The following is a 20,114-nucleotide window of genomic DNA, read 5'->3' as shown; positions in this document are numbered from 1 at the left end:
CGCCCGGCGTCACGCGTTCGTGCGCGACTCGGCCGGTGCGGCGGCGGGCGGCGGCGTGAACGCCTGCGCCGGATCCATGACGACAGCCGGATCCACGACCGCCGCCGGGGCCGGCACGGCGAGCGTCACGGCCGACGGCGTCAGGATCGGCGCGTCATCCGCCACCGCGGCCTGATCGGGTACGGTTTCGGCAGCGAACGCAGCTGACGGCGTGTGCGCGGCCGGTGCGAGCGCCCCGGTCGGTGCGGCGGCGGCAGCGGCCGCGCGCGCGGCGGGCCGGCGCGCGGGATCGAACACGAACGACAACCCGACGCTGCCGAGAATCGCGACCGTCGCGATCACGGTCGCCTTCGTCACCGGTTCGCCGAGCATCAACGCGCCGAGCGCGACCGCGACGATCGGGTTCACGTACATGCAGCTGCTCGCGATAATCGGGCTCGTATGGCGAATCAGGTAGCCGTACGCGACATACGCCGCCATCGTGCAGAACACCATCAGGTACAGAAACGCGAACACGGGCACCGCCGCGACCTGCTCGATGCGCTCGCCGACCAGCCATGCGGCGATCGTCGACATCAGCCCGCCCAGCCCGATCTGCAGCGACGTCGACAGGAACAGGTCCGACGGCAGCTTGAGCCGCGTCGCCAGATGCGCGCCGCCCGCCCAGAACAGCGCGCCGGCCAGCACGCAGATCGTGCCGAGCGCCGAATTCGCGGCGGCCGCGCCACCCGAATTCAGCACGACGATGCCGACCATCCCGAGCGCGACGGCCGCCCATTCGCCCTTCGTCACAGGGCGCCCGGCGACCGCCGCGATCACGGTCGCGAACAGCGGCACCGTGGCGACCATCACCGCGGCCGAGCCGCTGCTGACCGTACGCATGCCGAGCGCGATCGTGCCGGACGACAGCGCGACGAGCATCGTGCCGACGATCGCCGCGTTGCGGATCTCCAGCAGCGTCGGCCATTCGGGCTTGCGCCGCAGCGCGAAGACGAACAGGCCGATCCCGCCGAGCAGGTTGCGCAGCCCGGACAGCATCAGCGGCGGGAACGACTGCAGTGCGAAATGCAGGCCGCTGTACGTCGAACCCCAGACGAAATAGATGAATACGAGCGCGAGCGCCACGCGGCCGCCGCGGCTTTGCGGCAGGCGGATGCGGATCGGCAGGCGGGCGAGGAAATCGAGGAGGCGGTCGAGCGGCGTCATCGTTCAGCCTGCCCGCACGACGTGTCGCGTGCTCCGCTGAAAGACGCCGGAGATGCCGGCAAACGGCCCTGACGGGACCGGGAAGGCGGAGACGAACGTGCGGAACGACATGGCAGTGCGAACGGCGACGAATAAGAACCGGCAAGCGGCGGCAGAGGGACAAAAAAACGGCGCAAACCGCTTCGGTTGCGCACGTTCGGCATTATGGCATCAAGGATTCGAAAGCATCGTCGGACCCGTCTGAAAGGATAACGACTGATGTTTCGGCGCGACATTTTCGGGCCGCCGGACATGCCGAATCCGGGGCCGGATGCGCGCCGCGCGGGCGTGACGCACGCCCTGCGCGCCCCCTTCCCGCACCTCGCGATCGATACCCTGGCCTGACGGCCAGTCATGCGCTTCGGGGGTCGCCGCGCGCTTATCGTGACGGTCGGCATGCCCGCGCGGCACCGACATTCCGTTCATCCGATACGCACACCACTCATACAAAATTTTGTATAATTCCACCATTCTTCCGCCGAAGCCGGTTGTCTTCGTCGGCAGTGCGCTGGACGCGCTGCGCGGCTTTCCGCTGCCGGCGCGCCGCGAGGCCGGCCATCAGATCGACCAGGTGCAGCGCGGCCTGGCGCCCGACGACTGGAAGCCGATGCGCACCGTCGGCCCCGGCGTGCGGGAAATCCGGTTGCGCGATGCGAGCGGCGCATTCCGGATCGTCTACGTCGCGGCCTTCGCCGACGCGATCTACGTACTGCACTGCTTTCGCAAACAATCGGCACGCACCTGCAAGGCCGATATCGAACTGGCCACCCGGCGCTATCGCGCGCTGACGATGGAGAGGAAACGATGAGCACCGAACGCTATTCGAATGTCTGGGATGCAATCGAGGGCCAGCCGGCCGAAGCCGATAACATGAAGCTGCGTTCCGAGCTGATGATCGCGCTCAAGCAGCGCATCGCGCAGCTCGAACTCAGCCAGGCCCAGGCCGCGAAACAACTCGGCGTCACGCAGCCGCGCGTCTCCGATCTGCTGCGCGGCAAGATCAACCTGTTCGGGCTCGACGCGCTCGTGAACATGGCGGCGGCGGTCGGCCTGCGCGTCGATCTGCAGGTGCGTGAATCCGCGTAACACAGCGCGTAACGCACCGCGCAGCACGACGGTGGGCACATGCAGGCGCGCTCCGCCGCTCACGATCCGCCGAACCAGTTGTACCCCTGATCGACCCAGTAGCCGCCCGGGTAAGTGTCTGTCACGAAGATTTCCATGATGTGCTTCGGATTCTTGTAGCCGAGCTTGGTCGGCATCCGCAGCTTCATCGGAAAGCCGAATTCGGGCGGCAGGCGATGGCCGTCGTAGTCGAATGCGAGCAGCGTCTGCGGATGCAGCGCGGTCGGCATGTCGATGCTTTCGTAGTAATCGTCCGCGCATTTGAAGCCGACGTATTTCGCGTGCGTATCGGCGCCGGCGCGGGCCAGAAACGCGCCGAACGGCGTGCCGCCCCAGCGGCCGATCGCGCTCCACCCTTCCACGCAGATGTGCCGCGTGATCTGCTCCGCGTGCGGCAGCGCATACAGCTCGTCGAGCGTCCACACGCGCTTGCCCGTCACGCGGCCCGACAGCACGAGCCGGTACGTCGATGCGTCGACGTACGGCACGTCGTCGATGCCGTAATACGCATTGAACGGGAACGGCCGCGTGATGTCGGCTTCGGTGTAGGTCGGCGCGAGCCGGTCGCCGCTGAACAGCCAGGCCTGCACGCGGTCGTTCAGCCGCGATACCCGCTCGAGAAACGTGTTGACCGACGCGTCGTCCTGCAGCGTGCAGCCAGTCAGCATCGTCAGCCCGCCCAGCGTCAGGACGCGGCGATTGAACAGCCGCCGCGACGGCATCTCCAGCTCGCGGCGCACGTCGAGTTCGAGCGACTTGCGGTCGAGCGTCCAGCGCGAACCGTCGCGCCTGTATTCGGAATCCGACATGATGATTTCCTTCACCCGGAGTTGACCGGTCAGCGCCCGCGCAGCATCGCGAGCAGCGAGCGCGGCACCAGCAGCGCCATCGCGACGTGCACGACGACGAACGCGACGAGCAGCGACATCGCCCAGAAATGCACGACGCGCGCGTTGTCGTAACCGCCGAACAGTTCGCGCAGCAGCGGAAACTGCACCGACTTCCAGATCGTCAGCCCGGACAGCACCAGCACGATCAGATCGACGATCGCGACCAGGTACGCGGCACGCTGCACCGCGTTGTAGACGCTCAAATCGTCGTGCGCGAGCCGGCCGCGCAACGCGGCGCGCACATCGCGCCACACCGACGCCGGCGTGACGGGCAGCATCTTGCGCGCGAGGCGTCCGGTCGCGATCGACATCGTCAGGTAGAACAGCCCGTTGAAGACGAGCAGCCACATCGCCGCGAAATGCCATTGCAGCGCGCCGCCGAGCCAGCCGCCGAGCGTGATGCCGTGCGGAAACACGAACGGCGGATAGATCGGCGACGCATCGTAGATGCGCCAGCCGGACAGCGCCATCAGGATGGCCGCGAGCGCGTTGAGCCAGTGGCTCGCGCGCACCCACGGCGGATGGATCGGACGCACGGGCGGCGCGGCGGCCGCGCGGCCGTTGGCGGGAACGGTTTGCATGATGAGGACTCCCGGAACGCGTCGACGAGACGAGACAAAACGAAACGCGGGCGGCCGTCGTCCAGCACACGCGCCGGCCGCGCCGCTGCCCGGTTTCGTCAGTTCGACGGCGCCATCTTGTCGCCCGACGACTTGCCCATCGCGTCCTTCTTCATCGCGTCGTGCTTCTTCATGCCGTGCTTCTTCATCGCATCGTGGCCCATGGCATCCTTCGCCATCGTGTCGTGGCCCATCGCGTCCTTCGACATCGACGAACCGTTTTGCGACATCGCGTCGTTCTGCGCATACGCGCCCGTTGCAAGCGTGGCGAAAGCAGCGACGCAGGCGGCGATCAGTACCTTTTTCATGACATCTATCCAGAACATGGGTTTAAGGAGCCGAATAGACGGACGACGTCGCGGGAAATGACAGCCGCTGCGAAATTTTTTCGAGGCCGCGCGAAGGCGCGCCATGTTGCACCGCTTCGCCGCTGCCGGCCGAGCCAGGGGGCCGTGCGACGGCGGCGCGCGCCGCCACTTCGACGGGCCGTCGCACCACCCGCCATGCTGCGGCCGCACGGGGCAGCCGATCCGCTCCCGGTTGAAACCGCCGCGAAGCCGGTGTATCGTGTGCCCTTGCTAACGCGGGGGTCCTGCAATGCGCTCGGTCAAACAACCGGCATTGCGGGTGAGAAATACCCTTTGAACCTGATCTGGATAATGCCAGCGCAGGGAAGCGTACGGATTTCGCCGCCATCCTTCTGACGAAATCCGCCGCCTCACCAAACCTCGTCTCCTGCTTAGCTCGAGCCCCACATTCGTCAAGGGCTCCGGGCAAGCGCCGAAGCGCCTGTCCGGCGCTCACACAGGAGATTGCATGAACGCCAATCCGAAGTTTCTGTCTGCCGACGCCCACGTCGACGCCGCTGCCGTCGCGCCGCTGCCCAACTCGCGCAAGGTTTATGTAACCGGCTCGCAGCCCGACATCCGCGTGCCGATGCGCGAAATCACGCAGGCCGACACACCGACCGGCTTCGGCGGCGAAAAGAATCCGCCGATCTACGTGTACGACACGTCGGGCCCCTACACCGATCCGGACGCGAAGATCGACATCCGCGCGGGTCTGCCCGCGCTGCGCCAGGACTGGATCGAAGCGCGCGGCGACACCGAAGTGCTCTCCGGCCTGTCGAGCCAGTACGGCCTCGAGCGCGCGGCCGACCCGGCCACCGCCGACCTGCGGTTCCCGGGCCTGCACCGCAACCCGCGCCGCGCACAGGCCGGCAAGAACGTCACGCAGATGCACTACGCGCGCCAAGGCATCATCACGCCGGAAATGGAATACATCGCGATCCGCGAGAACCAGCGTCGCGCCGAGTACATCGAGAGCCTGAAGTCGAGCGGCCCGAACGGCGAGAAGCTCGCCGCGATGATGGGTCGCCAGCATCCGGGCCAAGCGTTCGGCGCCGCGGCCTTCGGGGCGAACGCGCTGGCCGAGATCACGCCGGAATTCGTGCGCGACGAAATCGCACGCGGCCGCGCGATCATCCCCGCGAACATCAACCACCCGGAATCCGAGCCGATGATCATCGGCCGCAACTTCCTCGTGAAGATCAACGCGAACATCGGCAACTCGGCCGTCACGTCGTCGATCGGCGAGGAAGTCGACAAGATGACGTGGGCGATCCGCTGGGGCGGCGACACGGTGATGGATCTGTCGACCGGCAAGCACATCCATGAAACGCGCGAGTGGATCATCCGCAACAGCCCGGTGCCGATCGGTACGGTGCCGATCTACCAGGCGCTGGAAAAGGTCAACGGCAAGGCCGAGGATCTCACCTGGGAAATCTTCCGCGACACGCTGATCGAGCAGGCCGAGCAAGGCGTCGACTACTTCACGATCCACGCCGGCGTGCGCCTGCAGTACGTGCCGCTCACCGCGAACCGGATGACGGGCATCGTGTCGCGCGGCGGCTCGATCATGGCGAAGTGGTGCCTCGCGCATCACAAGGAAAGCTTCCTGTACGAACACTTCGAAGAGATCTGCGAGATCATGAAGGCGTACGACGTGAGCTTCTCGCTCGGCGACGGCCTGCGCCCCGGCTCGATCTACGACGCGAACGACGAAGCGCAGCTCGGCGAGCTGAAGACGCTCGGCGAACTCACGCAGATCGCGTGGAAGCACGACGTGCAGGTGATGATCGAAGGCCCCGGCCACGTGCCGATGCAACTGATCAAGGAGAACATGGATCTCCAGCTCGACTGGTGCAAGGAAGCGCCGTTCTACACGCTCGGGCCGCTGACCACCGACATCGCACCGGGCTACGACCACATCACGTCGGGCATCGGCGCCGCGATGATCGGCTGGTTCGGCACCGCGATGCTCTGCTACGTGACGCCGAAGGAGCACCTCGGGCTGCCGAACAAGGACGACGTGAAGGAAGGGATCATCACGTACAAGCTCGCCGCGCACGCCGCCGACCTCGCCAAGGGCCACCCTGGCGCGCAGGTACGCGACAACGCGCTGTCGAAGGCGCGTTTCGAGTTCCGCTGGGAAGACCAGTTCAACATCGGCCTGGATCCGGACAAGGCTCGCGAATTCCACGACGAGACGCTGCCGAAGGATTCGGCGAAGGTCGCCCACTTCTGCTCGATGTGCGGCCCGCACTTCTGCTCGATGAAGATCACGCAGGACGTGCGTGAGTTCGCGGCGCAGCAAGGCGTGTCGGAAACCGAAGCACTGAAGAAGGGGATGGAAGTCAAGGCGGTCGAGTTCGTGAAGACCGGCTCCGAGATCTATCACCGTCAATAAGCGTTCGCGGCGGTCCGTACGGACCGCATCGCACCGCGCAAAGCCCGCTTTCGAGCGGGCTTTTTTGCGTCCCGGCGGCGCACGCCGCGTGCCTGCCGACCCAAACGAAACAAATGATTACGAAACCGCCGGAGCCTTAACAAGTCCTTACAGCGCCGTCGGGAGACGGCGGGTAGATTGGGTGCATGCGCGGCCGCCAGTCGGTCGTGCGCCCTCCGTTCACTACCACAAGGACAACGATCATGAATACGATTCGGCGTTTTGGGGTATGCGCGCTGCTCGTCGCGACGGTGGCCAGCCTGTCGGCCTGCGATTCGATGTCACGACGTCAGCGCGATACGGCCATCGGCGCGGGCGTCGGCGGCGTGGCCGGCGCGGCGATCGGCGGCAGTGCGCTGTCGACGCTGGGCGGCGCGGCGGCCGGCGGCATCATCGGTAACCAGGTCGGCAAGTAACTGCCCCGGTATCCCGCCCCTCGCCGCGCGACACGCGGCGCGGCTCGGGCAGACGGCGTTTCCGCGGTGCGGAAGCGCCGTTTTTGCATGTGGCGCCCGGATTGCCGCGCGGCCGGCGCCGGCGCGTGCGGAAATGATCCGTTACCGTTTTGCGCCCCGCGTCATCGCCGCGCGGCCTAAGCTTAAGCATCTGCCGATTGCCGGCCCCGCCGGAGAGAGATCATGACCAGGACCTTCGTCGCCGCGGCGCTCGCGTGCGCGACACTCGCCGGCTGCTATTACCCGTATGGCTACTATCCGCCCGGCTATTACGCGGCGGCGCCCGCCCAGCCGGCGCCCGCGTATGTCGACCCCGGCCCCGCGTACTACTATCCGGCGCCGGCCTATGCGCCGGCATGGGGCGGCTATTGGGGCCCGGCGATGTCGCTGAACTTCGGTTTCGGCGGACACGGCGGCTGGCACCATCACTGAGCGCGTCCGGCTCGCCTGCGCGGCCCGCGGCGGGCATTTCCTGTTTCTTGCCGTTTCATCCGGTCGTGAAACGACGGTGCGGTAACGCGGTGTAAGATTCATCGCATCCCGTCCCCTCGCCCTTCACGACCGATGTCTCCCAAGAACGCCTTTCTGCTCGCCATTCTCGCCGCCCTGTGGGGCGCGTCGTTCCTGTTCATCCGGATCGGCGTCGCTGAATTCGGCGTCGCCCCGTTGATGGCTCTGCGGGTGGGCATCGGCGCGCTGTTCCTGATCGGCCTCGCGCTGACCCGTTTCAAGCCGGCCGAACTCGCCGCTCGGCTGCGCCAGCACGCGGTGCCATTGTTCGTCGTCGGCGTACTGAACTCGGGTGCGCCGTTCTGCCTGTTCGCCTATGCCGAACTGACGCTGTCGGCCGGCGTGACGTCGGTGATCAACGCGACAGCCCCGCTGTGGGGCGCGCTCGTCGCCTATGTGTGGCTGAAGGACACGCTGTCGCTGCCGCGCACGCTCGGCCTCGTGATCGGCTTTGCCGGCGTGCTCACGCTCGTGTGGAACCAGATCGCGAACGCGCACGGCAGCACCGGCGCCAGCGCAACCGCGCTTGCGGCCGCCGCCGCGCTGGGCGCGACGCTGCTGTACGGGATCGCGGCCAACTACACGAAGCGCAAGCTCACCGGCGTCGACCCGCTCGTCAACGCGACCGGCAGCATGATCGGCTCGACCGTGCTGCTGCTGCCGTTCGCGATCGCGACCTGGCCGGCCGCGACGGTCAGCGCGCACGCATGGGGCGCCGTGCTCGCGCTCGGCATCGCATGTACGGGTATCGCGTATTTCATCTACTTCTTTCTGATCTCGCATATCGGGCCGTCCCGCGCGATTACCGTCACGTTCGTGATTCCCGTGTTCGGCCTGCTGTGGGGCGCGCTGTTCCTCGGCGAGCGCGTGTCGATCGTGATGATCGAAGGCTGCGCGATCGTGCTGGTCGGCACCGCGCTCGCGACCGGCGCGATCAAGCGGATTCCCGGCCTGCGCACGCGCGGCGGCAAAGCGGCCTGAGCCGCGCGAGCGGCGGCCCCGCCGCTGGTCGCCAGATTCCCCGCGACCGCGCTGTCGATCGACGGCCGCGCACGGTCGCGCGGCCATCCGGCGTTCCGGCGCTATCTTCGTTCGACTTCGTTGTTCTCGCGCAATGGCACCGGCACGGCGCCTGTTTAGCGTTTGCGTCTGGAGTTACCCTGATACGCGAATCGCCCCGTTCCCATTACACTCGGAATACTCATCCGCAGAAGGCGGTTACGATGCACCACGTTCTTTCGCGTCCACCTGCGCGTGCGACTGCTTCAACGTGGCGGCACGATACCGCCCCCCCGTTCGCCGGGCACCGTTGACATGAAGCCCCCTCGCGACCTCTCGCTCAATTCCCTGCTCGAACGCCTCAAGCCAACCCCGAGCGGCTGGCTCGCTACTTATCGCAACACGACGCTGCGCAGCGTGTTCCAACCGGTGCTGTCGATCACGCACAAGCGCGTGGTCGGTTACGAAGCGCTGCTGCGCGTCGTGGATACGGACGGCACGCTGCTCTCGCCGATCGCGCTGTTCGACAGGACACGCGCCGACGCCGACGCGCTGCTGCTCGACCGGCTCGCCCGCTGCCTGCATACGGCCAATTTCGTCTCGCAAGGCATCGGCGACGGCTGGCTGTTCCTGAACGTGACGCCGCGCGTGCTCGATTCGGGCCTCGTGCAGCGCGAATTCGTCGAGGCGCTGTGCCGGCATTTCGCGCTGCCGCCGAACCGCATCGTGCTGGAAGTCGTCGAACAGCCGGCACGCGACGAAGCCGCGCTCGCGCGCACGATCGACATGATCCAGCATCGCGACTTCCTGATCGCGATCGACGATTTCGGCACCGGATTCTCGAATTTCGACCGCGTGTGGCGCGCACGACCCGATATCGTCAAGCTCGACCGTTCGCTCGTCGAGCGCGCGACGTGGTCGACCGACGATCGCCGCATCATGCATCACCTCGTGTCGATGCTCCATCAGGCCGGCGCGATGGTGCTCGCCGAGGGCGTCGAAAGCGACGACGCGCTGCAGGCGCTGATGGAGGCCGACATCGATTTCGTCCAGGGCTTCCAGTTCGGCCAGCCCGATGCGTCGATCGCACACGCGAGCGCCGCGGCGCCCGCGATGCTCGACGCCGCGTGGCAACGCTTCATCGCTCACCGGCATACGCCGGTGGTCGCCGAACAACCGGGTTTCGACGCCATCGAGCGGCTCGTGCTTGCCGGGGCGGCCACATTCTCGGCGAGCGGCAACCTGAACGATGCCGCGCAGCGCGTGTTTGCCGTGCCGGCCGCGCGACGCGTGTTCGTCACGGACGAGATCGGCGAGCAGTTCCTGCCGTCGATCGGCGCGCGCCCGGAAGACGGCCACGCGAGCGCGACCCGCCTTTCGCCGCTGTTTCCGGAAACCCACAGCAACTGGTCGCGACGGCCTTACTTCCAGCGCGCGATCGCCGCGCCGGGGCGCGTCGCGCTGATGGGCCCGCACTTCTCGCTGACGGAAGGCCGCGACTGCTACACGGCGGCGGTCGCGATTCGCGCGCAGAACCGCCTCGTCGTGTTCTGCGTCGATTTCGTGCTCGATAGCGCGGGAACCGTGATGCGGTAACGGCGCGCGGCAGTTCTCTGCCGCGCGCCGCGTCTACCGCGCTTTCGTCAGTCGACGATCTTTCCTCGTCCCGACTTCACCGCGCTGCGGCGCGACTTGTGTTCGAGCCGCCGCTCCTTCGAGGCACGCGTCGGCCGCGTCGCGACCCGTGCGCGCGGCGTGAACGCGACGCTGCCGATCAGCGCGTCGAGCCGCGCGAGCGCCGCATCGCGGTTTTTCTCCTGGGTACGGTATTCCTGCGACTTGATCACGACGATGCCGTCGCGCGTGATGCGCTGGTCGGACAGCGCGAGCAGCCGCTCCTTGATGACGGGCGGCAGCGACGACGCGCGGATGTCGAACCGCAGGTGAATCGCGCTCGACACCTTGTTGACGTTCTGCCCGCCGGCCCCCTGCGCGCGCACGGCCGTCCACTCGACTTCGGCCGGATCGAGCGTATAGCGGATCATCATCGCTGCGTCTCCTTGCTGCGGCGCGCAAGCGCCTCGTCGACGCGCGCCGCGAGCCCCGAATCGCGTTGCGTGCGGGTCGCGACCGCCTGCGCCAGCACGCGCCGCGGGCCGATCACCTGCACTCGCGCCCGGGCGCGCGTGACGGCCGTATAGACGAGTTCGCGCGTGAGCACGCGGCCGAACGACGCCGGCAGCACGAGCGCGGCCTCGTCGAATTCCGAACCCTGCGATTTGTGGACGGTGAGCGCGAATGCCGTTTCGTGCGGCGGCAGCGCCGCGGGCGACACCGCGCGCGCGGTGCCGTCCGCGCGGCGGAACCACACGCGCAACACGCCATGCGCGTCCGGCAACGCGATGCCGATGTCGCCGTTGAACAACCCGAGCGCATAGTCGTTGCGCGTCACCATGATCGGCCGCCCGGTAAACCAGTGGGCACCGACCGCAAGCGGCACGCGCGCCGCGTGACGCACATGCGCGGCCACGAGCGCATTGACGTGCTCGGCGCCGCGCGAACCGGTGCGCGTCGCGCACAGGATCCGGAACCGGTTGAGCGCATCGAACAGCGGCAGCGGATCGGGCACCGGTGCCGCGAGCGCGACGCGCAGCGCATCGAGGTATGCGCCGAACCGGCGCGCGAGCCGTTCGACCGTCGACGGTGCCAGCGTATCGCCCGCATCGTCGTGAAACGACGCGGCGGCCGTATCGTCCGTCGGCAACGCGTCGAGCGCGGCCTGCACGTCGCCACGGCGAATCGCCAGCGACAGCCGGCCGATCGGCGAATCGAGACCGAATCGGTAATTGCGTTCGAGCCATACGACGCAATCCGCGAGCGGCGCGGGCGCGGGATGCGCTGCCGCGGTTTCATCGGCTCGCGCTGCGACGGCCGCCCCCCACGCTGCATCCGCGACATCGTTCGCATCGAACGGCGCGAGTTCGATCGCATCGAGCCATGCCAGTTCGTCGGCCTCGATCCATGCGGGGCCTGCTCCGGACGCGCGGGCATCGGTCGCGGTGCGGGTGTCGCTCGACGCGGCGTCCGCAGGCTGCGGCGAAGCGGCCGGTTGTGCGGTGTCGGGCGGAGGCGCCACCTCGTCCTGCGGTTCGTCGTCGAAGAGCGATGCCTGACGCGTATCCGGTTTCGGCCGCGACGCCGGCTTGCGCGTGGCCGTAAACGACGCCCGTACGGACGCCTGGACCGGCGCCGCGCCTGCAGCCGCAACCGTGCGCGCGGCCGCACCCGTTTCGGCAGGCCCGTCGTCCGGCACCGGCAACGCCGCGACGAATGCGGCTTCGTCGATGCCGAGCGCCTGCGCGATGCGCGTGCGCGCCGCGGCGGTAAATGTCGGCCGCGCGCTCAGTTCGGCGAACACCGCGCCGGCCTCGACCGCGGCCAATTGGTCCTTGTCGCCGAGCAGCACCAGCCGCGCGCCGGGCGCGAGCGCGTCGAGCAGATGCGCGGCGAGCGCGACGTCGATCATCGACGCCTCGTCGACTACGATCAGGTCGTACGGCAACGGATTGTCGCGATGATGGCGAAAGCCCGCTGCCCCGCCGCCGCCCAGCAGGCGATGCAGCGTGTACGACGTGTCGGGCAGGCGCGCGGCGAGTTCCGGCGGCAGGTCGCCTGCCCGCGCGTGCAGCGCTTCCTGCATCCGCTGCGCGGCCTTGCCGGTGGGTGCAGCCAGCGCAATGCGCAACCCCGGGTGCGCGTCGAGCAGGCACGCCAGCACGCCGACGACGGTCGTCGTCTTGCCGGTGCCGGGGCCGCCGCTGACGATCGTCACGCGCCCCGTCAGCGCGACGATTGCCGCGACGCGCTGCCAGTCCACTTCGCCCGTCGCCGGCCCGAAGTAGCGCGCGAGGCTGTCGCGCAGCCGCTCGGGCGACAACGCGTCGTCGAGCGCGGCCTCGCCGGCCTGCGCGACGAGCGCATCGGCGAGCCGCCGCTCGTAGTCGAAATAGCGCGACAGATACAGATGGTCGTGCCGGTCGACGATCAGCGGCCGCTCGTCGCCGCGAGCAAGCGTGCCGAATGCCACCACGCCGCTCGCGGCAAGCGCTGCGCGCACGTCGTCGAGCGATGCCTCGTAGCGTTGTGCGAGCGCGCCGAGCGACACGCACACGTGGCCGCCCGCCGTCGCGCGGCTCGTCGCGAATGCGGCACGCGCCGCCCAGCGCGCGGCCGCGGCCGGCGCGCCCGCGCGGCGCGACAGATCGCCGATGCGGCGCGCGAATCCTTCCGCGAGCGCGATGCCGAAATCCGCCGGCTCGGGCAGCCGCGCCACGAGGCCGCCGGTGAATTCGAGCGTATCGTCGGAGACGTTCATGCGCGGCCCCCTTCCATCATCCGGTCGAGCGCGTCGACGAGTTCGCGCGCGGGCCGCCGCGCATGCACGCCGGCCGGCTCGCCGCCGCTGCGCCAGCCGGGCCGCACACCGCGCACGAACAGGTACAGGTAGCCCGCGATATGCGTGTCGTAGTCGTAATCGGGCAGCCGCCCGCGCAGATAGCGATGCAGCGCGACCGTGTAGAGCAGCGCCTGCAGGTGATACGCGTGATCGGCCATCGCGACGTCGAGCGCGCGCGGGCCGTAGGCATCGGGCGTATTGCCGAGATGGTTCGACTTCCAGTCGACGATCCAGAACCGGCCGTCATGTTCGACGATCATGTCGATGAAACCCTTGATGAAACCGGCGAGCACGCCCGCCTCCAGCGCAACGTCCGGATAGCCGTGCGCGACCAGCAGCCGGCGCAGCGCGCCCAGTTCGAGCGACGGCGCCGGGAACAGGAATCCCATTTCGTCGAGCCGCTTCGCCGGATCGAGATCCGCAAGCCGCATGCCCGGCACGAGCTCCGTGCTGACGACGTCGCCCACGAGCCGCGCCATCATCGCCGGCAGCCGCACCCCGAGTTCGGGTTCGGCCTCGACCGGCCGGTCGTGCAACGCGCCGAGCGCGGCCTGGTGCCACGAATCGGGCTCCGTGAAGCGGCTCAGTTCGAACAAGCGATGCAGGCACTCGCCGGCTGCCGCGCCGCGCGGAAACACCAGGATGTCGTCGTCCGGCGGCTCGGCCGCGACCGTGTCGGCCACGGCGAATTCGCCGTCCGGTGCAACCGCGGCAAGCGCATCGTGATCGGGCCGCAATTCATCGTCCGGCACGATCGCGACACCTGCCTCCTCGCGCGCCATCGACGCGGTCAGCGAACTGAAGCTCGCCATCCGCCACGCATCGCGCAGCATGCGCGTCGCGTGACGGGCCGCGAGCGTCTGCGACGCATCGTGCCCGGCCGCGAGGCGCTCGCGACGCACGGGCACCGGCAACGGCGCGACGCTCACGGGGCCGCCCGCCAGGGCTTGCCATGCGGCGTCGAGCGCCGCTTCGTCGGGCGGCTCGTCGAGCCACGCGTCGAACGACTGACCGGCGCCCGCGACGAGCCAGTTGAGCACGCTGCGCCGCGCCTCGCGGGTCGATCGCGACGACAGATACGTCCCGGCGACGAGATAGCACCGATAGACCGCGCGCGTGAGCGCCACGTAGACGAGCCGCGCGCGTTCCGCCGCCTGCTCGCGCAACGCCTGGCGCGCCGCGTGCGCGGCGGCTTCGTCGTCGCACCCGTAATGCAGCACCGCGTCGCCCGCATCGTCGTGATACTCGCGCGCATCGGGCAGCCCCGATGCAGGCGGTTCGCGCAGGCCGCCATCGTTCAGGAACGGGCAGAACACGACCGCGTATTCGAGCCCCTTCGACTTGTGCACGGTCACGATCTGCACGAGGTTGCGGTCGGATTCGAGGCGCAACTGCGCTTCCTCTCCGCCGCCGTCGAGCCGTTGCGCGGCAAGCCAGCGCAACGTCGGCGCGATGCCCGGCTGCGCGGACGCGCGCGCCTGCGTCAGTTCGGCCAGGTGATTGATGTCGGTCACGCGGCGCTCGCCGTCCGCACCGGCCATCAGACGCTCGGCGATGCGCAGTTCGCGCGTAAACGTGCGCCACATCACCGCGAAGCCGCGTTCCCGCCACAGCAGCCGATAGCGCGAAAAACGCTCGACCCAGCTCATCGCATCGGCGCTGTCGGACGCTTCGCCGTCGCCCTGCTCCATGCGCCACAGCGCGCCCGCATCGAGACCGAACCAGTCGGCCGCGAGCGCCGCGCGCAAGCGCCGCAGATCGCCCGGCGCATCGATTGCCGCGAGCACGCGTTCGAGCTGCTCGGCGTCGCCGGTCGAAAACACCGACGCCTGCGCGAGCTCGACGCTGCCGATGCCCCACGTGGCAAGCACGCGCTTCACGAGACTGCCCTGCCGGTGCGTCTGCACGAGCACCGCGATGTCGCCCGGCGACAGCGGCGTATCGCCGAGCCGCGCGTGCCCTTCGCGCGCGCCGCGCATCAGCCGCGCGATCTCGGCCGCACAGGCCTGAGCAGCTTGCGCTTGCGCGTCGCGCTTGAGCAGCGTGGCGTCACCGCCCGGCAGCGTCCAGATCCGGAAATCGCCGGCCGGGGCCGGGTCGGTGCCGTCGACGAACGGCGCACGCACACGCGTGCCGGCCCGCACCGCGTAATAGTCGAGCCCGTCGAGCACGAACGCGCGCGGATTCGACATGAAGAAGCGGTTGCACGCATCGACGATCGCCGGCGTCGAGCGCTGGTTGACCGCGAGCGTATAGCACGCGCTCGCACTGGCGCGCGCGGCCAGATAGGTATGCAGATCCGCCGCGCGGAAGCTGTAGATCGCCTGCTTCGGATCGCCCACGAGAAAGAGCGGCCCGCGCGGCGCGAAAATCCGGTCGAAGATCGCGAACTGCAGCGGGTCGGTATCCTGGAATTCGTCGATCAGCGCGGCCGGATAGCGTTCGCGCAGCGTCTCGGCGAGCCACGGATGCGTATGCAGCGCGTGATACAGGTTCGCGAGCAGGTCGTCGAACGACACGACGCGGCGCGTACGCTTGCGCTCGGCCAGTTCGGCCGGTGCCATGTCGAGCCAGTCGGCGATCAGCGCGAGCCAGCGCGCATGCTGCGTGGCCTCGGCCGCGGCCACCGCCGCGTCGAGCGCGTCGGCGACGTCGAAGAACGGGTGCTCCGGTGTCGCGCCGCCCTTTTTCGTCGCTTTCACGAGCGCGGTGCGCGTGAGCTTGAGCGCCGCCTTCGGCAACGCGGCCGTCGCATCGCCCTGCGCGAAATGCGCGGACCACGCGCCGAGCGCATCGACGATCGCGTCGGGTTTGTGCGAGCGCTGGTTGAGCGCGGGCTGCGCGGTGCGCAACAACGCGTCGATCGCGTCGCGCTCGTCGGCCCACATCCGCGCGGCTTCCTCGAAGCACGCCGCGGCGGCGACTTCCGCCGATTCGTCCGGCTCGCCCACGCCGTCCCAGCGCAGCGCGGCGAGCGGCTTCTTCAGCCGGCGGGCGAGCTGCGCATCGAGCGCGGCCGGCCCTGCGCCCGAATCGACGAGCCACGTCGCGAAACCGGGCCAGCGTGCGGCCGCCGGCTCGACACGTGTGCGCCAGAAGTCCGCCGCGAGCTCGAAGCGCAGCGCCGCATCGTCGGCCTGCATGTCGAACGCGAACGGCATCGCGGCCGCGAACGGCGCTTCCTGCAATGCACGCTGGCAGAACGCATGGATCGTATGGATCGCCGCCTGGTCGAACGCGCGCAGCGCGCGCCGGATCCGCTTCGCGGCCGTCTCGGGATCGAGCGCGCCGGCTGCGCCGAGCGTCGTCTCGAGCAGGCGCGCGACGAACGGATCGCCGCCGTCGTCGCCCGTATCGAGCGCATGCGCGAGCTGCGCGAGCCGCCCGCGAATCCGCTCGTGCAGTTCGGCCGTCGCCGCCTTCGTGAAGGTCACGACGAGGATCTGGTCCGCGCCGAGATCCTTTTCGAGCAGCAGGCGCACGTACAGCGCGCAGATGTTCCACGTCTTGCCGGTGCCGGCAGACGCCTCGATCTGGTTGACGCCGTCGAGCGGACACGCGAACACGTCGAGTTCGAGCGCCGCCTGCGGCTGGGATGCGGCGCTCATGCGACCTCCTTCAGATGTTCGAGCATCGGCTCGAACACGAGCCGCGCGAGCGTGCCGAACGGCTCGTCGAGCGATGGATGCGCACCACGCCACGCGATCGCGATGGCCGGGTCATCGGCTTCGCTCGCCACACGCTCGTTGATCCACACGCTCGCGGCCTTGGCCTCGCCGTCGGAGACCCGTGCCCATGCGCTGCGTGGAAAGAACCGCAGCGGCATGCGCCGCCCCGCGCGAAACAGCGCGGCAAGCGGCGCGAGCCGTTCGAGCGGCGCCGCGACCGGCGTGAGTTCGAATGCGCCGCCGCTGCCGAACCACAGCGTGCGGCGCGGGCCATCGGGCACCACCGCGCAGTAGACGAGGTGCGCAAGCCACGCGGACAGGTAGTCGCGCGCGCTCGGCCGGGCATAGCGATAGATGATCTGCCCTGCCGGCGTCAGCCGGTTCAGCGTGCCGTGCAACTCGAGCGGCGCGCTCACCGCGTCGCCGGCCAGCATCGCATCGTCGGCGCCGAACAGCGCCTGCTCCGTGTCCGGCCATGCGGGCGCGACCTCGAGCGTGAACGGCCGCCGTTCCATCCCGTCGACGAGCGCGCGCCGCACATTCGACGCGAGCTGCGTCATCGAGCCGAGCGCCTGGTCGCGCCAGACCGCGCCCGTCGCGCCGCCCGGCAGTTCCGGGCTGGCGTCCGCGATACGCAGCGCGTGGTCGTGCACGCCGCCTTCGTCCGATTCGATCAGGAGCGGCAGCACGCGCTCGGCGAGCGCGTCGCTGCCGGCAAAGTCGAGCGCGAACGGCTCCGTGTCGAGCAGTTCGGCCTGCGCGTCGGACAGCAGGATGCCGAGCCGCGCGCGCAGCAACGCACGCGCCGGATGCCGCCAGAAGCGCTCGAATTCGCTGAACGCGACAGGCTCGGCCGGCTCGGCCGGCAGCGGCTGCGCGAAGAACGGCTGCCCGCGCGTCGCATCGCGCGACGCTTCGGCCGCCAGCAGCGCCGCAAGCGTCGCGCGCTCGGCGTCGTACGAAGCCAGTTCGCTGTCGGGCTGGAAATACGCGGCCGCGAACGGTTGCAGCGGATGCTCGACGACGAACGCGCGCCGCGCGGCATCGACCGCGTCCGGTGCGGCGTCGGGGCCGGCCGTAACGAGCGCGAGATGGTCGAGCAGTTCGTCGACGAGCGCCGCGGGCGGTAACGGCGCGTTGTCGCGGATGCTGCGCCCCGTATAGGCGATCAGCAGCCGGTCGCGCGCCGCGAGCAGCAGGTCGAGGAACAGGTTGCGCTCGTCGTCGCGGCGCTGCCGGTCGCCGAGCTTCGGCAGCACGGCCATCAGGTCGAATTCGTCCGCGCGCGCGAGGCTCGGCAGCACGCCGTCGTCCATCCCGAGCAGGCATACGACGCGATACGGCAGCCCGCGCAGGCTCGTCAGCGACGAGAACGTGACGCCGCCCCACGGCACCCCGCCGCGCGCCGGATCGTCGAGCGCGGCAGCCAGCCCCGCGCGCACCACCGCCGCAGGCAACGCCTCGTCGGGCGCGCCTTCGGTCATGGCCGCCAGCATCGCGTCGAGCGCATCGCGCACGCCCGCGAGCGCGTCGGCATACGCGGCGCCGGAGTCGAAGAAGCGCGCGAGCGTGTCGGCGAACAGTTCGCTCCATGCGCGCGGCGTGTGCGCATCGGCGAGCCGCCGCGCGAAGCCGTCGAGATCGTCGGTGAAACGCGCGAGCCGGCCGAGCAGTTCGGCCTCGCTGCCGGTGGCCGCTTCGATCGGCAGCCACGCGCCGACCGGAGCCGCACCTTCGGGCATCGCATAACCGAGGAAGAGCCGCGCGAGCGCATCGGAGAACGTATGGCGCGGCGCGGGGACCGCCGCGTCGTCGCTCGTCGTCGGCGACAGCCCTCGCCGCGCGCCGGCGGCCGCAAGCCAGGTCTGCACCGTTTCGAGCGCGGCCGCGTCGATCCCGTAGCGGGCCGCCACCGCGTCGACGCGCAGCCATTCGACCAGCTCCGGCGCACCGACCTGCCGCTCCGGCAGCACGAGCCATTCGAGCAATACGCGCGCGACCGGGTTCGCCTGCGACGGCGGCAGGCCGGTGATCCGGTAAGGCACGCGCGCGCCGCCGGTGCCCGCCGTGCCGAACACGGCATCGATCAGCGGCCCGGCCGCCGCGAGATCGGCGACCGCCACCAGCACATCGGACGGCTGCAGCGTCGCGTCGGCATCGAACCACGCGAGCAGCCGGTCATGCAGCACCTCGAGCTGGCGCGCGAGGCTGTGGCACACGTGCACCTCGATGCCGCGTTCGGCCGGCGCGTCGCCGCGCTCGTCCTCCGGCTGCAGATCGAGGATCGCGTTCTGCACGCGCGCGAGCCAGGTCGGCGCGGGATTCCCGACGAAACGCGATGCGTCGCCTGACGCGGCGCTTTCGGTCAGCTCGTGCAGCATGTGCAGCTGCGCCTGCGTCTGCCGGCCCCACTCCGCGAGCAGCGGGTGGCCGACTTCCTGATAGTCGAGCCGCCCGGCCGCATCGAGCGCCTCGGCATGCGCGGCGGTGACGATGTCGAACCAGAATTCGCGGCACGGGTTGAGCGCATAGACGCGTACGTCGATCCAGCGCGACAGCTCGCGCAGCAGCGCGACGTGCAGCGGCGGCATGGTCGGCAGTGCGAACACGCTGACCGACTCCGGCCAGTCGGCGCGCGCGACGGTCTCGGGATCGAGGTTGCGCGCCTCGACGAGAAAGCGATGCGCGGGCGGCGTGCCGCTGTCGCTCAGCTCGGCGAGCAGCGCGCGCCACAACGCGGCCTGCCACTGCTCGTCGTCGCGCGCGGCGTCGCTGATGCCGCGCGGCGCGCCGTCGCCCGCGAGCACCGACTCGCCGGCCTGCCAGGCGGCCAGCCATTCGGGCCGGTAGGTCAGGTAATGATCGAGCACGGCCGCGACGCGATGCGCGAGTTCGTAGCGCATCGCATCGTCGGACGCCGACAGATACGCGGCCAGCCGCGGCGACGCAAGCCACGGCGTGCCGCCCGCGGCCTGCGCGAACAGCCGGTAGCAGCGCCACACGAGGCGGTCCGGCGCGAACGGCGAGCGCGCGGGCACCGTCAGCACGCGGCCGATCTGCGCCCACAGCCATTGCGCGAGATACGTGAACTCGACGTTCGCGCACACGCCGTGGCGCGCGGCGATGTCGAGTTCGAGACGGCGGCGCAGCGCCGCGCTCGGCACGATGACCTGCTGCGGCGCCCACGGGCCGTTGCGGGCCGGGAACGCGGCCAGATCGTCGAGCAGCGCGTCGGCCAGCGTTTCGTGACGGTTCGAATAGAAGAGATGGAGCATGAAGCGGGTGTCGGTGCGTCGCGCCGGCCGGGCCGGGCGAACAGGAGCACCAAGGATAGCAAAAGGGCCGTCGCGGCGAACCTC

16 protein-coding genes and 1 riboswitch are annotated in these 20,114 nt (G+C 69.4%); of the genes, 8 read left to right on the top strand and 8 right to left on the bottom strand.

Annotated features, from left to right (window positions below; genetic code table 11):
- Nucleotides 1–9: 9 nt before the first annotated feature.
- The gene (locus DCN14_RS20560; protein ID WP_096502908.1) at nucleotides 10–1,206 is read right to left on the bottom strand and encodes an EamA family transporter; all 1,197 of its coding nucleotides are present in this window, start codon (nucleotides 1,204–1,206) and stop codon (nucleotides 10–12) included.
- A gap of 258 nt (nucleotides 1,207–1,464) precedes the next feature.
- Between DCN14_RS20560 and DCN14_RS39035 the strand changes: the two genes are divergently transcribed.
- The 3 genes from DCN14_RS39035 (at nucleotide 1,465) to DCN14_RS20545 (ending at nucleotide 2,331) form a co-directional block, all read left to right on the top strand.
- Nucleotides 1,465–1,590, top strand: coding sequence for a hypothetical protein (locus DCN14_RS39035; RefSeq protein ID WP_275404971.1), 126 nt, complete (start codon nucleotides 1,465–1,467; stop codon nucleotides 1,588–1,590).
- A 109-nt stretch (nucleotides 1,591–1,699) separates the two neighbouring features.
- The gene (locus DCN14_RS20550; RefSeq protein WP_096502910.1) at nucleotides 1,700–2,053 is read left to right on the top strand and encodes a type II toxin-antitoxin system RelE/ParE family toxin; all 354 of its coding nucleotides are present in this window, start codon (nucleotides 1,700–1,702) and stop codon (nucleotides 2,051–2,053) included.
- Nucleotides 2,050–2,331 (top strand): XRE family transcriptional regulator, encoded by a 282-nt coding sequence (locus DCN14_RS20545; protein WP_096502912.1) that lies wholly within the window; start codon nucleotides 2,050–2,052, stop codon nucleotides 2,329–2,331. The genes DCN14_RS20550 and DCN14_RS20545 overlap by 4 nt, the downstream gene beginning before the upstream one ends.
- Before the next feature lie 59 nt (nucleotides 2,332–2,390).
- Here the strand turns inward: DCN14_RS20545 and DCN14_RS20540 are convergent, their stop codons facing one another.
- The 3 genes from DCN14_RS20540 to DCN14_RS20530 form a co-directional block, all read right to left on the bottom strand.
- Nucleotides 2,391–3,179, bottom strand: a complete 789-nt coding sequence (locus DCN14_RS20540) for a molybdopterin-dependent oxidoreductase (protein ID WP_096502914.1) — start codon at nucleotides 3,177–3,179, stop codon at nucleotides 2,391–2,393.
- A gap of 29 nt (nucleotides 3,180–3,208) precedes the next feature.
- Entirely contained in the window at nucleotides 3,209–3,841 is a 633-nt protein-coding gene (locus DCN14_RS20535; RefSeq protein ID WP_096502916.1) for a cytochrome b/b6 domain-containing protein, read from the bottom strand.
- Nucleotides 3,842–3,939: 98 nt separating this feature from the next.
- Nucleotides 3,940–4,188: a pentapeptide MXKDX repeat protein gene (locus tag DCN14_RS20530; RefSeq protein WP_096502918.1), complete on the bottom strand. Its 249-nt coding sequence runs from the start codon at nucleotides 4,186–4,188 to the stop codon at nucleotides 3,940–3,942.
- A 267-nt stretch (nucleotides 4,189–4,455) separates the two neighbouring features.
- Nucleotides 4,456–4,572, top strand: a riboswitch (TPP riboswitch).
- Between the two features lie 124 nt (nucleotides 4,573–4,696).
- On the opposite strand from DCN14_RS20530, the gene thiC reads away from it, so the two are divergent.
- The 5 genes from thiC (at nucleotide 4,697) to DCN14_RS20505 (ending at nucleotide 10,227) form a co-directional block, all read left to right on the top strand.
- The gene (thiC, locus tag DCN14_RS20525) at nucleotides 4,697–6,628 is read left to right on the top strand and encodes a phosphomethylpyrimidine synthase ThiC (RefSeq protein ID WP_096502920.1); all 1,932 of its coding nucleotides are present in this window, start codon (nucleotides 4,697–4,699) and stop codon (nucleotides 6,626–6,628) included.
- Between the two features lie 242 nt (nucleotides 6,629–6,870).
- On the top strand, nucleotides 6,871–7,083 hold the full coding sequence (locus DCN14_RS20520; protein WP_096502922.1) for a glycine zipper 2TM domain-containing protein: 213 nt from the start codon (nucleotides 6,871–6,873) through the stop codon (nucleotides 7,081–7,083).
- 222 nt (nucleotides 7,084–7,305) lie between these two features.
- Entirely contained in the window at nucleotides 7,306–7,554 is a 249-nt protein-coding gene (locus DCN14_RS20515; RefSeq protein ID WP_096502924.1) for a hypothetical protein, read from the top strand.
- 132 nt (nucleotides 7,555–7,686) lie between these two features.
- On the top strand, nucleotides 7,687–8,613 hold the full coding sequence (locus tag DCN14_RS20510; protein ID WP_096502926.1) for a DMT family transporter: 927 nt from the start codon (nucleotides 7,687–7,689) through the stop codon (nucleotides 8,611–8,613).
- A 333-nt stretch (nucleotides 8,614–8,946) separates the two neighbouring features.
- Nucleotides 8,947–10,227, top strand: coding sequence for an EAL domain-containing protein (locus DCN14_RS20505; RefSeq protein WP_096502928.1), 1,281 nt, complete (start codon nucleotides 8,947–8,949; stop codon nucleotides 10,225–10,227).
- 47 nt (nucleotides 10,228–10,274) lie between these two features.
- Here DCN14_RS20505 and arfB read toward each other — a convergent pair whose 3' ends face one another.
- From arfB to recC, 4 genes are read right to left on the bottom strand one after another with little or no spacing between them, the layout of a single operon-like run.
- On the bottom strand, nucleotides 10,275–10,679 hold the full coding sequence (gene arfB / locus DCN14_RS20500; protein WP_096502930.1) for an alternative ribosome rescue aminoacyl-tRNA hydrolase ArfB: 405 nt from the start codon (nucleotides 10,677–10,679) through the stop codon (nucleotides 10,275–10,277).
- A complete protein-coding gene (locus DCN14_RS20495) occupies nucleotides 10,676–13,006 on the bottom strand; it encodes an AAA family ATPase (RefSeq protein WP_096502932.1) in 2,331 nt (776 codons plus the stop codon). The genes arfB and DCN14_RS20495 overlap by 4 nt, the downstream gene beginning before the upstream one ends.
- Nucleotides 13,003–16,695: an exodeoxyribonuclease V subunit beta gene (gene recB, locus DCN14_RS20490; RefSeq protein WP_096502934.1), complete on the bottom strand. Its 3,693-nt coding sequence runs from the start codon at nucleotides 16,693–16,695 to the stop codon at nucleotides 13,003–13,005. The genes DCN14_RS20495 and recB overlap by 4 nt, the downstream gene beginning before the upstream one ends.
- The gene (recC, locus tag DCN14_RS20485; protein ID WP_096502936.1) at nucleotides 16,692–20,030 is read right to left on the bottom strand and encodes an exodeoxyribonuclease V subunit gamma; all 3,339 of its coding nucleotides are present in this window, start codon (nucleotides 20,028–20,030) and stop codon (nucleotides 16,692–16,694) included. The genes recB and recC overlap by 4 nt, the downstream gene beginning before the upstream one ends.
- Between the last annotated feature and the right edge of the window lie 84 nt (nucleotides 20,031–20,114).

The organism is Burkholderia sp. IDO3 (genome assembly GCF_003366075.1).
In the GTDB taxonomy this organism is placed as follows: Bacteria; Pseudomonadota; Gammaproteobacteria; order Burkholderiales; family Burkholderiaceae; genus Burkholderia; species Burkholderia anthina.
The sequence above is the reverse complement of the archived record's forward strand: the minus strand, read 5'-3'. Positions and strand labels throughout refer to the sequence as shown.

Bases quoted from the DNA above. Each gene is read 5' to 3' on its own strand.
- DCN14_RS20560 (WP_096502908.1), bottom strand. From the start codon at position 1,206: ATGACGCCGCTCGACCGCCTCCTCGATTTCCTCGCCCGCCTGCCGATC.
- DCN14_RS39035 (WP_275404971.1), top strand. From the start codon at position 1,465: ATGTTTCGGCGCGACATTTTCGGGCCGCCGGACATGCCGAATCCGGGG.
- DCN14_RS20545 (WP_096502912.1), top strand. From the start codon at position 2,050: ATGAGCACCGAACGCTATTCGAATGTCTGGGATGCAATCGAGGGCCAG.
- DCN14_RS20540 (WP_096502914.1), bottom strand. From the start codon at position 3,179: ATGTCGGATTCCGAATACAGGCGCGACGGTTCGCGCTGGACGCTCGAC.
- DCN14_RS20535 (WP_096502916.1), bottom strand. From the start codon at position 3,841: ATGCAAACCGTTCCCGCCAACGGCCGCGCGGCCGCCGCGCCGCCCGTG.
- DCN14_RS20530 (WP_096502918.1), bottom strand. From the start codon at position 4,188: ATGAAAAAGGTACTGATCGCCGCCTGCGTCGCTGCTTTCGCCACGCTT.
- thiC (WP_096502920.1), top strand. From the start codon at position 4,697: ATGAACGCCAATCCGAAGTTTCTGTCTGCCGACGCCCACGTCGACGCC.
- DCN14_RS20520 (WP_096502922.1), top strand. From the start codon at position 6,871: ATGAATACGATTCGGCGTTTTGGGGTATGCGCGCTGCTCGTCGCGACG.
- DCN14_RS20515 (WP_096502924.1), top strand. From the start codon at position 7,306: ATGACCAGGACCTTCGTCGCCGCGGCGCTCGCGTGCGCGACACTCGCC.
- DCN14_RS20510 (WP_096502926.1), top strand. From the start codon at position 7,687: ATGTCTCCCAAGAACGCCTTTCTGCTCGCCATTCTCGCCGCCCTGTGG.
- DCN14_RS20505 (WP_096502928.1), top strand. From the start codon at position 8,947: ATGAAGCCCCCTCGCGACCTCTCGCTCAATTCCCTGCTCGAACGCCTC.
- arfB (WP_096502930.1), bottom strand. From the start codon at position 10,679: ATGATGATCCGCTATACGCTCGATCCGGCCGAAGTCGAGTGGACGGCC.
- DCN14_RS20495 (WP_096502932.1), bottom strand. From the start codon at position 13,006: ATGAACGTCTCCGACGATACGCTCGAATTCACCGGCGGCCTCGTGGCG.
- recB (WP_096502934.1), bottom strand. From the start codon at position 16,695: ATGAGCGCCGCATCCCAGCCGCAGGCGGCGCTCGAACTCGACGTGTTC.
- recC (WP_096502936.1), bottom strand. From the start codon at position 20,030: ATGCTCCATCTCTTCTATTCGAACCGTCACGAAACGCTGGCCGACGCG.